Here is a 13,148-nt window from a genome sequence, read left to right as displayed (position 1 = left end):
CGGCTAAACACGTTAATCGAAATCGGTAAACGTGTTCAATGAAATCGGTAAACGTGTTTACTGAAAAATTAAACACGTTAAGCCGAAACAATATGCTCGTTTAGCGTTTTTGCTTAACAAGTATCGGAATTTGTGTTAATAAAACAGTCCTGATTTAACAATTCGGTCGTGCTCTGAAAACAACCCCTCCGATCAAAATAGAGAGACCGAAAAAAGTGAGCATTTTTCGGGATGGAATATATAAAAATCCACTCTCGCCAAAACATCCGAAAAGCAATAAAAACTTGTAGCTTTGCAAACAAAATCGGGAGTGGAAACAGTGCATAAAACTGCCTTGCACCATCCGCCCCGGTTACAATACCCTAAAACAATATTGTGGACAAGAAATTTCATCTCAAACAGTTCAGCATCGCTCATCACAGAAGTGCCATGAAAGTGGGTACGGATGCGCTTATCCTTGGAGCCGTTGCTGGCAGCACAATGCAGTTTGAGCCGGATACCATACTGGATATAGGCACCGGATGCGGCATTGTGGCACTGATGCTGTCTCAGAGATTCGGCAGTAGCAACGTTGTGGGAGTGGATATACACGAAGAGAGCATTGCGGATGCGGAGGAGAACAGAAAGGGTTTTCCTTATCCGGACAAACTGCAGTTTGTCCATGCCGATATAGAACATTTTTCTTCGGAACGCTTCCCCCTCTATGACCTTATTGTCTCCAATCCTCCCTACTTTACGGCTACACACAGCTCTCCATCCGAGTTAAAAACTCTTGCCAAACACGCCATCACACTCCCGGCAATCACTCTGTTTCGGAGGGCAAAGCAGATGCTGAGCCGACACGGAGAGGTTGCCATCATATATCCTGCATCTATGGCACAGGAGTACGAAGCAGCCGCCCAAGAGTGCGGACTGATACTACACCGGAGAGTAGCCATACGAGGTCGACAGGATCTTCCGGTAAAACGCTTTCTAAGTACATGGAAAATGGAGGAGAGAGAGGGTTTAATAGAAGAGTCCGAGCTGGTCATAGAGGTAGAGAGACACAGGTACACAGCGGAGTACAAAGCTCTTATGATGCCGTTTATGCCGGATTCGGTCTTGAATAAATAGCACTATTTTCTTGGCAGTCTAAAATAAATTGACTATCTTTGCCCGACCAAAGAAAAGAAGACAAATCAAAACAGCATAAAAAGTTAAAAAGCAATGAAAAGAACATTCCAGCCTTCTAACAGAAAGAGAAGAAACAAACACGGCTTCCGCTCAAGAATGGCAACGGCAAACGGACGTAGAGTTCTCGCAGCCAGAAGAGCTAAAGGCAGAGCTAAGCTAACTGTTTCTGACGAGTATCCAAGATAACAAGAACAGATGCTCCCTGCGGAGCTGTTATCATAGACTTCCCTTACAGTTTCAGACTGCAAGGGAAGTTTTTTATTGTACAGACAGAAAGCTTCAAGCAGATACCTTGACCTCCTCACCCCAAAATGGTTCTCTTCCGGGGCAGAAAGGTTGAGCTCTCTGCCTTAAGAAATCACAATAGACAAAAGAGGGAGATAGCCCGATTCGGAATTGGCTATCTCCCTCTTGTTGTGAAATAATATTGCTAACTTTAGAGGTCAAAAAAGTCAATAAAAAATGAACAAAAATATAGTACGAATAGCGCTCACGGGAGGGCCTTGCGCCGGTAAGACCACAGCAATGGCGAAGATCATAGAGCGATTTACCATAAGAGGATATTTGGTGTATGCCTTACCCGAAATCCCCACGATATTTACGGCGGCTTCCGTCAACTTCCTTACGGACGATAAGACCTACTTCTACAATGCGGAAAAAGCGGTCTTGAAGTTTCAGCTCCAAATGGAAAACATCTTCTATGAGCTGGCAAAGTCTGTCAATAAACCGGTACTGATCATATCCGACAGAGGTACCATGGATATTTCTGCATACATGGACCCAAATATGTGGCAAGCCATGCTGGACGAACTCTCCCTTTCGGAAGTGATGCTGAGAGATGCCCGATACGATGCGGTAATACACATGGTAACAGCGGCAGACGGAGCGGAAGACTTCTATACCATCGAAAACAATGCGGCAAGAACAGAGACGGTAGAATTGGCTCGCGAGTTGGATGGTAAGATTCTAAGTGCCTGGACAGGGCATCCGAACCTGCGCATCGTCCAAAACAATAGTGATTTCGATGCCAAGATAGAGCAGACCATCCGTGAGATTGCCTGCGTTGTGGGAGATGAAACAGCCGATGAAACCCGAAGGACATTCAAGGTAGAGGTAACCGGTGATGTACCTTATGGTATAGAGACAGAGATATTCGAGTACATGCTCAATACGGACATAAAAGGAAATACAAAGATCAAGAAACGCGGAACAGCCGGCAACTTCGTCTATTTTCACTCTTTCTTCCGTACCACTTCGGAGGGTAAGAGTGCAGAAGTAGAACGCCTTATCACACCGGAAGAGTTCGTTATATATCTCAGACATATAGAGCCGGATGCTCCCGTTATACACAAAAGGAGAAAGAGCTTTGTCTGGAGAGGACTTGCCCTCGAAGTGGACACCCTCTTGTCTCCGCAGTACAGCTACTCGCTTCTACACACCATGACCTCCAAGCCTATATCCGAAATCAAATTTCCGCCGTTTATAAAGGTATTGGAAGAGGTGGATAGAAGCGTAATGGAACATCCGCAATAATAGAGAAGAAACAACCTAAATCAATCCATTATATGAGAAAGAATCTATCTTTAATACTTTCCATCCTGCTTGTTACGCTGGGTGGATCTGCATTTTCTTCATGTTCTAAGTCCGGAGAGAAGAGTACGGACTCTGCTCTCTTCCCCAAAAGCATTCTTGATGAAGCCATCAAAAGCTATCAGGAGAAATGTTCCTATCTGGGCTTACCTGTTTCCGACCATGTCCCCACAGGCGAAGTGTCCCAACCGGTACAAGAAGCATTGGACTTTTTGTATGGCTATATGATCACCCCGGATATGCTCGATTACAGCACGGCATTCTATGTAAAGAACATAGAGACCAGTTACAAGGCAAGAGAGGAAATGCCTTGGGGGAAGTCTGTTCCGGCAGATGTTTTTCGTCATTTCGTACTTCCCGTTCGGGTCAATAACGAAGCTCTGGACAATAGTAGAGAGCTGTTCTACGAAGAGCTAAAGAACAGAGTAAAAGGTCTATCCATGATGGATGCCGTGCTGGAAGTGAATCACTGGTGCAACGAACACGTAACCTACGAGCCATCCGACGGACGTACCTCTTCACCTGTGTACACTCTGCAAAATGCTCTTGGACGTTGCGGTGAGGAGAGTACCTTTACCGTTGCCGCACTGCGTTCGGTGGGTATTCCTGCCAGACAGGTCTATACTCCCAGATGGGCGCATACGGACGACAACCATGCCTGGGTAGAGGCTTGGGTAGATGGCAAGTGGTACTACCTTGGAGCGTGCGAGCCGGCACCGGTACTCAACAACGCCTGGTTCGATGCCCCTGTACGCCGTGCCATGATGCTGCATACCAAAGCATTTGGTGCTTATAGCGGATCGGAAGCATCCTTGAAGCAGTTCCCGACATACACCGAGCTCAACCTCACTTCTCTCTATGTGCCGACAGCTCCGGCGAGAGTAAAAGTGTTGAAAGACGGTGTTCCGCAAAAAGATGTGAAGGTATCGTTCAGACTCTACAACTATGCGGAGTTTTTCCCTATCACGAACATTCTTACGGATGAAAAGGGAGAAGCCGCTCTCGAAACCGGCATCGGAGACATGCTTGCCACAGCGGAGCACGGAATAGAAGCCATGGCGATGGGCGTGGTACGCGCAGGAGGCGAGACATTGGAGCTGAACCTCCAACCATTTGCGGAGATGCCTTCGGAGCTTCACTGGGTCATCAACCCTCCGGAAGCGGTAACACCTTCCAACACTATCGACAGTACGGCTATCAGGGCTTGTGCTCTCCGCATCGTGGAGAACGACTCCATCAGAAAGGCCTACCTCGCGACCTTCCCCGGCTCTCTCCGGGTGGAAGAGACATTTAAGTCGCTCGGTCTGAAAAACAAAGAACTTTGGAGCAAAGTTTATATCGAAAGCAGAGGACACCATCATACTATCCTGAAGTTTATGGAGAACCTTGCTCCCGAACAGAGGGAACTCGGACTTCTGCTTCTCTCTTCGCTCACAAAGAAAGACCTGCATGACGTTCCGTACGATGTGCTGACCGATGTCATGAAACATTATAAAGGCGGAACATCCGACAAAGAGGTGAAGTATCTCCTCTCTCCTCGTGTCGGCACCGAACAGCTATTCCCCGTACAAGAGACTCTCAACGAAGCCTTGAAGGTCATCTTTGCCGATAACGCCACAGAAAGTTCGGAGAAAGAAGCATCTTGGACTGCTCTTTCCGCAACAGAGAGAGCCGAGAAGATAGTCTCTTATCTTCGTACATTCAAAGTGGACGAGCAGTATAACCCCATCCGTCATCCGCTTTCTCCGGCAACGGTACTCTCTCACAAGGTGGGGGATGTCCGCAGTTTGGCATTTACCTTTGTGCGCTTGTGCCGTGCGGCAGGCGTGCTTTCGGAATACGACGGCACCATCGGCGTCTCCAAGATCTACACCGAAGATGGCGGCTACAAGCTCTTTGCCATAGCTCCGGAAGAGGAGAGCAAAGTGAATCCGGACAAAGCGGGCACATGCAAGATCAGGCTCGACTATACACCGCTGCCCTATCTTTCAGATCCGAAGTACTACTACAACTTCTCTCTTGGCTACATCTCGCCATCCGGTGCGCCTGTTACTTATGACATGGCAGACGGTCTGAGCTACAAAGAGACCGTAAAGAATCCTTTGGAATACGAAAACAACTACATCATCACCGGGACACGTCTTGCTTCCGGAGGTGTATTGGTTGCATTCCGCAAGCTCACTTGTGGAGACACTCCCAATATAATGGCATTCGACAGAGACACCACGGCAATATCCGTCATCGGCAGCATGAATCCGGAAGCTCTGTATCACGACCTCAAGACAGACAGCAAAAAAACGCTGCTAAGCTCTACGGGAAGAGGCTACTATGTACTGGTGCTGGGCAAGGATCACCATGAGCCTACCGACCACATCTTGAGAGATCTTCGCAAGTCCATGTGGAACGAAGAGAGCAAGAGCCTCACACTTCCGGTCGTTGTCCTTCAACAGATGCAGGGAGACGGAGCACCTTCTGCGATGGATCTGCTTCCGGAAGCATTCTGGGGCAAAGACACGGACGGCTCCATACTGAAGCTCCTCACCACCGGTACGGAGACCGCCATTCCTTTCGAGTATCCTCTGCTTGCCGTTTGCGATACGTTCGGACGTGTCGTGTTCGTATCCCAAGGTTATACCATAGGCATAGGAGACAGAATATCCAAGGTCGTTTCAGAAGTCAAGTAACATTCATCTCAAATACACTACATCAATGAAAATAAGACTCGCCCTCAAATCTGCGACAGCGGTTGCTGTCTGTGTTCTTTCCGTATGGGCATCCTTTCCGTCGGCAGCTCAGACCACCAACGGAAAACCTGTGAAGCAAGCCAAGAACGTCATCCTTATGATTGCCGACGGCACCTCACTCTCTGCTGTGTCGGGAGCGCGTTGGTATCAGAGGTACATGGATGCGGAGAGCAAGCATCTGCATCTGGACCCTTACATGAGTGGGACCATCATCACATTCTCTTCGGACGCACCCATCGGGGACTCCGCGCCCACCACTTCCTGCTACATGACCGGGATGCCATCGAGAGCGGGATACATCTCCACTTATCCCATGAGCACTCCGGGAGCCGACCTTGTTCCGGTGGATACGACCAGATCTTTGAGGCCGCTCATGACGCTGCTTGAAGCTACAAGGATCAAGCACAACAGAAAGACCGGGCTGGTGTTCACCTGCGAGTTTCCGCACGCCACTCCGGCGGACTGCGCGGCGCACTCTTATTCGAGGAAGAGGTACGATTGGATCGTGCCGCAGATGGTACACAACCGGCTCGATGTCGTCATCGGAGGAGGTGCCGGTCTGCTATCCGAGCAGCACCGCAAACATCTCACCGAGTCGGGCGTGAGTGTCTTTCTGAACGACAGAGAGGGAGCCTCCAAAGACACCAATCCGAGGATGTGGCAGCTCTACGAGAAAGCCGATGTCCCTTACGACATAGACCGCGATCCGGCAGAGATTCCCTCTCTTGCGGAGATGACTGCAGATGCGCTGCGCCGCCTCTCTTCGGGAGAGCGTTCGGAGAACGGATTCTTCCTGATGGTCGAGGGCAGCAAGGTGGACTGGGCTGCGCACGCGAACGATCCCGTGGCACTCGTCACGGAGTTTATCGCGTTTGACAAAGCGTTTGCCGAGGCGTTGGAGTTTGCCAAGAAGGACGGCAACACGGTGATCATCGTAACTTCCGATCACGGCAACAGCGGATTTTCTTTGGGACGGCGCGAAGTGCCCTACACGACGGCGAGCGGACAGCACTTGTTCGGGGCTCTGACCGCAGTGCGAAAGACCTCCGAGTTCATTGCCGAAGAGCTGAACAGGCACCCCTACTCCGAAGCTCGCGCCATCGTGGAGAAGCACGCCGGCTTTGCACTCACGGAGGAAGAGCTGGCACTTCTTGCCGATTGCAAAGGGTACAAAAACAGCCCGAAGCCTGCCGAGGAGCGTTCCGAAGAGCAGATAGGCGACGGAGGCTACAAGGGCACTCTTCCGGCACTCATCAACCACTTTTTCCATGCCCGGATACCGCTCGGCTTCACCACCAACGGGCACACGGCGGAAGAGGTGTTCCTTGCCGTGTACACGCCGGAGGAGGTGGACAAGCTCGTGGGCGTGAACCAAAACACGGATCTGCACCGCTACATGGCTACGCTCTTGGGCATGGGCGATGAGCTGCCTGCGATGAGCGACCGCTACTTTGCCCCGCACGATGAGGTGTTCAAAGGGATGAAGTTCCGCCTGACTTCCGACGAAAAAGGGCAAGCCACGCTCACGGTGAAAGGCAAGCGGGGGAAGACGCTGGAGATCGAGGCGTACACGAACATCGCCACGCTGAAGCAGGGGAAAAAGATCCTCTCCAAACGGGAGATGCCCACCGTGGCGGTCTATGTGGACAAGCGCGACAAGCTCTATCTCCCTGCCGACATCAGAAGCTGGATAGAGTAACGAGCCGTGCCCGGAGGGCGCACGAGGAGACAAAAATTCCCGATAGGAGCGAATCTCTTATCGGGAATATTTTTTTGTCCTCATCGGGCAGAGCGGCTGCCTACTTGTCTCTGTCCATGTTCAGGATCTTGATCACGAACACCGAGTGCGGCACCTCGAAAGCGCGCTCCATCGCCTCCGTGAGTATCCTCATCACCGTGCGATACTCCCCGAAGACGCGCGTGGATATGCTTCCCGGCTCCACCTTGATCTCGTCATGCGTTTTCAGGTCTGCGATGAACGCCTTTACCGCCGGTTTGAACTCATTGCCGAGGGGGTAATAACTCAGCTCTACGGAACACTTCATAATGCACATATTTTAACATAGGTTCAACAATAATTTGTTTTTCACGCGAGAAAGTTAGCACATTTTTTCCGGTCCGCCACCCTCCCTTTTCGGAGAAAAAACGGCTTTTTTGCCTGTCTCTCAGAAACGGGATCAGTACTGGGCTGCGAGGGGGTCGGCAAAAAGCCCGGATTTTCGTGCGCACGAAAATATTTTTTTGTGCGCACGAAAATTTTTTTTCTTGCGCACGAAAATTTTTTTCTGTGCGCACAAAAATTTTCTTCCGTGCGCACACCTCTTTTTCCGGCTCCCTCGTAATGAATTTCGGGTGCGCGCTCTGCGTTAAAAATCTCTAATTTTTTGAGCCTTGCTTTCGACCGGAATCTTGCCGAAAAGAGTGCTTTTCTTTCCGCTTCGGAGGCACCGGAGAAGATTGGAAAGCTTCTCGGAAAAACGTATCTTTGCTGCGTTTATTCGGAACACTTTCCCTCCATGAAAGAGCTTGACAAGAGAAGAGATACAGACAGAATAGAACACGGCGTGCTCCAAGTGCGCGGTGCGCGTGTCCACAACCTGAAAAACATAGACGCGGATCTGCCCCGCAACTCCCTCTGCGTCCTGACCGGACTGAGCGGCAGCGGGAAGTCTTCCCTCGCTTTCGACACCATATTCGCCGAAGGAAGCCGGCGCTACATCGAGACCTTTTCGAGCTATGCGAGAGGGTTTCTCGGCAACATGGAGCGTCCGGATGTGGACAAAATCACAGGGCTCAGCCCGGTGATCTCCATCGAACAGAAGACCACGAACAAAAATCCGCGCTCCACCGTCGGCACCACAACGGAGATATTCGACTTCCTCCGCCTCCTCTACGCCCGCGTCGCCACAGCCTACTCCTACAACACCGGCAGACCCATGGTGCGCTACACCGAAGAGCAGATCGTCTCCTCGATATGCTCCGCCTTCGCCGAGCAAAAGATTTATCTCCTCGCCCCCGTCGTGAAAGACAGAAAAGGACACTACCGCGAACTCCTGGAGCAGCTGCGCAAAAAAGGCTACCTCAATGTCCGGATAGACGGGCAGATGAGAGAGATAGAACGCAACATGGCACTTTCGAGGTATCAGATCCACAGAATTGAAGTAGTGATAGACCGGATAAAAGTCTCCGACAGCTCCGAAAGCAGGATAAAGGAGAGCGTCCGCACCGCTCTCAAGCAGGGGAAAGATCAGATGGTGGTCATAACCTTCGACGACCCCGACACGCCACACTACTACTCCCGCTCGCTCATGTGCCCCACCACGGGTCTCTCCTACTCCGAGCCGGCACCCCACTCTTTCTCTTTCAACTCGCCCCGGGGAGCCTGTCCGAAGTGCAAAGGCCTCGGGCAGGTAACAGCCTTGCAGGCAGAGAAGATATTCCCCAACCCGAAGCTGAGCATCCGGGACGGAGGAATAGAGCCGATAGGAAAACTCAAGCGGAACATGATCTTTGCACAGCTCATGGCGATATGCGAACACCACGGCTTCTCCATAGACGACCCCGTGGGAGAGCTGCCCGAAGAGCTGATAGACGATATCCTGAACGGAACAAACTACACGCTGAACCGACCCAAAGAGATCCCCTCCGGGATGTTGCCCGAAAAGCTGCTGGAGTACAACGGACTTGCAGAGTACATCAACCGGTATGCGGAGATGGAAGAGTCGCACGCGGCAAGGAAGTGGGCAGAGCAGTTCAGCACTCATGTGCAGTGTCCGCTCTGCATGGGCAAACGGCTGAAAACCGAAAGCCTCCACTTTAAGATAGACGGCAAAGACATCATGGAGGTATCCTCGCTGCATCTGCCCGACTTCAAAGAGTGGATAAAGTCCCTGAAAACAAAGTTCGACAGCAGACAGTGGACCATCGCAGAAGAGATCATCAAAGAGATAGATGCCAGAACGGACTTTCTTCTTGACGTCGGCTTGGATTATCTGAGCCTGAACCGCTCCTCCGGATCCCTGAGCGGCGGAGAGAGCCAACGCATACGCCTGGCAATTCAGATCGGAAGCAAGCTGGTCAATGTCCTCTATATCCTGGACGAACCGAGCATCGGTCTGCATCAGAGAGACAACGTAAAGCTCATTCACTCCCTCAAGAATCTTAGAGATCAGGGAAACTCTCTTATCGTCGTCGAGCACGACAAAGATATGATGCTGGAGGCAGACTATGTCGTAGACCTGGGCCCCGGAGCCGGACGTAAAGGCGGACGAGTGGTCTTTGCCGGCACGCCGAAAGAGATGCTCGAACAGGATACTCTCACCGCCCAATACCTCAAAGGAACAAAGAGGATAGAAGTGCCCGCCTCTCGCCGAAAAGGTTCGGGGGAACTCTTGGTGCTGAAAGGCGCTACGGGCAACAATCTCAAAGGAGATACCATGCGCCTTCCCATCGGGACATTGACCTGTATCACCGGAGTGTCGGGAAGCGGAAAGTCTTCTCTCATCAACTCTACCCTCTACCCCATTCTAAGCCAACACTTCTACCGCTCACAGACTGCCCCGCTGCCCTATGAGGAGATAGAGGGACTGGAATATATAGATAAGGTAGTCGCCGTGGACCAGAGCCCCATCGGCAGAATGCCCCGAAGCAATCCCGCAACCTATGTGGGGATTTTCACTTTGATACGCAGCCTCTTCGTGGAACTCCCCGAAAGTAAAATGCGCGGCTACAAGCCGGGACGCTTCTCATTTAATATTAAGGGCGGCAGGTGCGAAACCTGCAAAGGCAATGGCTACAAAACCATAGAGATGAACTTCCTGCCCGATGTCTACGTACCTTGTGAAGCGTGCAAGGGAAAACGCTACAACAGGGAGACGCTTGAAGTTCGGTATAAAGGAAAATCCATCTCCGACATCTTGGACATGACAGTCAATAGGGCTGTGGAGTTCTTTGAAAACAATCCGTCGATCCTAAAAAAAATAAAGACTCTGCAAGATGTGGGACTCGGTTACATCAAGCTTGGTCAGCCCTCTTCAACGCTATCCGGAGGAGAGTGCCAACGCATCAAGCTGGCAACAGAGCTCTCCAAAAGAGATACGGGAAAGACGATCTATTTCCTGGACGAACCCACCACGGGACTTCACTTCGAGGATATAAGAATGCTTCTGAACATCCTCCAAAGCCTTGTGGACAGAGGAAACACGGTGGTTGTGATAGAGCACAACTTAGACGTGATAAAGTCCGCAGACTATATCATAGACCTTGGCCCGGAAGGAGGTACGGGTGGCGGAGAAATCATCTTTCAAGGTACTCCGGAAGAGATGACTGCTCCGGAAGTACTCTCCAAATCTCACACGGCATACTTTCTAAACAAAGAGTTATGAATATAGAATCCTCTCTCGAAACTCTCAACAATGAGCAGCGAGAAGCTGTGCTATACTGTCAAGGACACTCCCTGATACTTGCAGGAGCAGGATCCGGTAAGACCCGTGTGCTGACAACCAAGGTGGCATACCTGATAGCACAAGGCTACGCTCCTTACAGCATTATGGCACTTACCTTTACCAACAAGGCAGCCAGAGAAATGCGAGAGCGTATAGCTTCTACCGTTGGCAGGAGTATGGCGCAGATGATACCCATGGGGACATTTCACTCTATATTCTCTCGTATTCTAAGACACTACGCTTCCCATATCGGCTTCACCTCCTCTTACACGATATATGACACGGCAGACTCTCGCGCTCTCATCAAGAGTATCATAAAAGATATGAAGCTGGATGAGAAGCAGTATAAGCCCAATACCGTTCAGAGCATCATATCGGGAGCAAAAAACAACATGGTATCTGCCAAGCAGTATGCCCTTTCTCCTGTTTTGACAGATGCGGACAGAAAGCGTCAGATGCCAAGGATAAAAGATATCTTTCTGCTCTATTCCGAAAGGTGTATTGCTGCCAATGCAATGGACTTCGATGATCTCCTACTCTATACTTACAGGCTTCTCAATGACCATCCGGAAGTAAGGGAAGAGCTCCAAGAGCGGTATAAGTTCATACTCGTAGATGAGTATCAGGACACCAACAGGGTGCAACATCAGATTGTGAAGCTTTTGTGTGGTGAAGACTGTATGGTTTGCGTTGTCGGCGATGATAGTCAAAGCATCTACTCATTTCGAGGAGCTCGGATAGACAACATACTCAACTTCCGGAAGTCTTTTGAGAATGCCGCACTCTTCAAGCTCACAAAGAACTACCGCTCCACTTCCAATATCGTAGATTTGGCAAGCGGACTCATAGAGAAAAACACACAACGCATCCCGAAAGAGGTAGTAAGCGTGAAAGGACCGGGACAGAAAACCACTCTTATTTCATCTTACTCTGCCAACATAGAGGCACAAGCAGTAGGGGCAAGGATACTGCACCTTATACAAAGCGGTGTAGATCCGGAAGATATAGCCATCCTCTACCGTACCAATGCTCAAAGCCGTATATTGGAAGACCAGATAAGAGTGTTGGGCATCAAGCTAAGGATATATGGAGGGATGTCTTTCTACGAACGCAAAGAGGTGAAAGATGTTATCGCATACCTTCGCTTGTTGGTCAATATGGATGATGACGAAGCCTTCCGACGCATCTACAATATGCCGGCAAGAGGTATAGGAGCAACCTCTTTCGAGCAGTTGCACACGTTTGCCAAAGAAAAAGAGTGCTCCTATATGAATGCCATTGTCAATGAGCCCGACTTTTGCAATGCCCTCAAACCGGCCGCCGTAAAGAAGTTTAGAGCCTTTGCCGATATGATTTTGGGATTTAAGACAGAGGCTGCAAGCGCCACCCTGCTGGAATTAACACAAAATATCCTTCACAAAAGCGGACTGTACAGTCTGCTGGAATCCGATAAAACGGCAGAGGGAGAAGATCGTAAGCAGAATATTTCGGAGCTGCTCAATGCGATGGACGAATATACGGCTCTGAAGGAGGATGAAGGTGTGGAAGCACCCACACCGGAAGAGTATCTGCAAGAGGTTGCTCTCTATACGGATAGAGACCAAGACGAGAAAGATGATGCCCCTAAAATAACACTTATGACCATGCACACCTCCAAAGGGTTGGAGTATGACTATGTGTTTATAGTAGGCGTAGAAGATGGACTTATCCCGTCCGAACGGAGCATTGATACCATAAACGGAGTGGAAGAGGAGCGACGACTGCTCTATGTGGCTATCACAAGAGCCAAGATCGAGTGTTGTATCTCTTTTGCATACTCTCGTAGCAGCTACGGCAAGTATGTACAATCTTTTCCCAGCAGATTCTTGTACGACCTTGATGAAAAGTTCATCAACAACGAGAGCGATCTCAAATTCAGGAAAGAGAAACACTCTCCCTCATTTCTTGCAAAAGCCATAACACGAGAGAAAAAGCTGGAACCCCTCAAAAACGTTCCCCAAGCAGCCACTACGCAAGCACTCTCCTACAAAGAAGGAGATCGCGTCAATCATCATATCTTTGGGGATGGTACCGTTCAAGAGATGGTTCAGAGCGATCATGGAATAAAAATAAAAATCATATTTGATACCGAAGGAGAAAAGCTACTCATAGCCCGCTATGCAAAGCTGACTCCGATCGAATAAAACAGACAACACCA

8 protein-coding genes are annotated in these 13,148 nt (G+C 50.1%); 7 read left to right on the top strand and 1 reads right to left on the bottom strand.

Annotated elements, in window-relative coordinates; genetic code table 11:
* Positions 1-375 precede the first annotated feature (375 nt).
* From HQ43_RS07680 to HQ43_RS07665, 5 genes are all read left to right on the top strand, one after another.
* Positions 376-1,113: a tRNA1(Val) (adenine(37)-N6)-methyltransferase gene (locus tag HQ43_RS07680; protein ID WP_152567507.1), complete on the top strand. Its 738-nt coding sequence runs from the start codon at positions 376-378 to the stop codon at positions 1,111-1,113.
* 93 nt (positions 1,114-1,206) lie between these two features.
* Positions 1,207-1,359 (top strand): 50S ribosomal protein L34, encoded by a 153-nt coding sequence (rpmH, locus tag HQ43_RS09715; protein ID WP_036845879.1) that lies wholly within the window; start codon positions 1,207-1,209, stop codon positions 1,357-1,359.
* 276 nt (positions 1,360-1,635) lie between these two features.
* A complete protein-coding gene (locus tag HQ43_RS07675; protein ID WP_036791811.1) occupies positions 1,636-2,706 on the top strand; it encodes an ATP/GTP-binding protein in 1,071 nt (356 codons plus the stop codon).
* Positions 2,707-2,738: 32 nt separating this feature from the next.
* Complete coding sequence (locus tag HQ43_RS07670; protein ID WP_052103150.1) at positions 2,739-5,447, top strand: transglutaminase-like domain-containing protein; 2,709 nt, start codon at positions 2,739-2,741, stop codon at positions 5,445-5,447.
* A 25-nt stretch (positions 5,448-5,472) separates the two neighbouring features.
* Positions 5,473-7,206, top strand: coding sequence for an alkaline phosphatase (locus HQ43_RS07665; RefSeq protein ID WP_081964570.1), 1,734 nt, complete (start codon positions 5,473-5,475; stop codon positions 7,204-7,206).
* A gap of 100 nt (positions 7,207-7,306) precedes the next feature.
* On the opposite strand, the gene HQ43_RS07660 is transcribed toward HQ43_RS07665, so the two are convergent.
* Positions 7,307-7,552: a thiamine-binding protein gene (locus HQ43_RS07660; protein WP_036791808.1), complete on the bottom strand. Its 246-nt coding sequence runs from the start codon at positions 7,550-7,552 to the stop codon at positions 7,307-7,309.
* 471 nt (positions 7,553-8,023) lie between these two features.
* On the opposite strand from HQ43_RS07660, the gene uvrA reads away from it, so the two are divergent.
* Together uvrA and HQ43_RS07650 are read left to right on the top strand one after the other, a co-directional pair.
* Positions 8,024-10,891, top strand: a complete 2,868-nt coding sequence (gene uvrA, locus HQ43_RS07655; RefSeq protein WP_036792788.1) for an excinuclease ABC subunit UvrA — start codon at positions 8,024-8,026, stop codon at positions 10,889-10,891.
* Entirely contained in the window at positions 10,888-13,134 is a 2,247-nt protein-coding gene (locus HQ43_RS07650; protein ID WP_036791804.1) for an ATP-dependent helicase, read from the top strand. Before uvrA ends, HQ43_RS07650 begins: the two co-directional genes overlap by 4 nt.
* Positions 13,135-13,148 lie beyond the last annotated feature (14 nt).

Source organism: Porphyromonas canoris (assembly GCF_000769115.1).
GTDB lineage: Bacteria > Bacteroidota > Bacteroidia > Bacteroidales > Porphyromonadaceae > Porphyromonas_A > Porphyromonas_A canoris.
The sequence above is the reverse complement of the archived record's forward strand: the minus strand, read 5'-3'. Positions and strand labels throughout refer to the sequence as shown.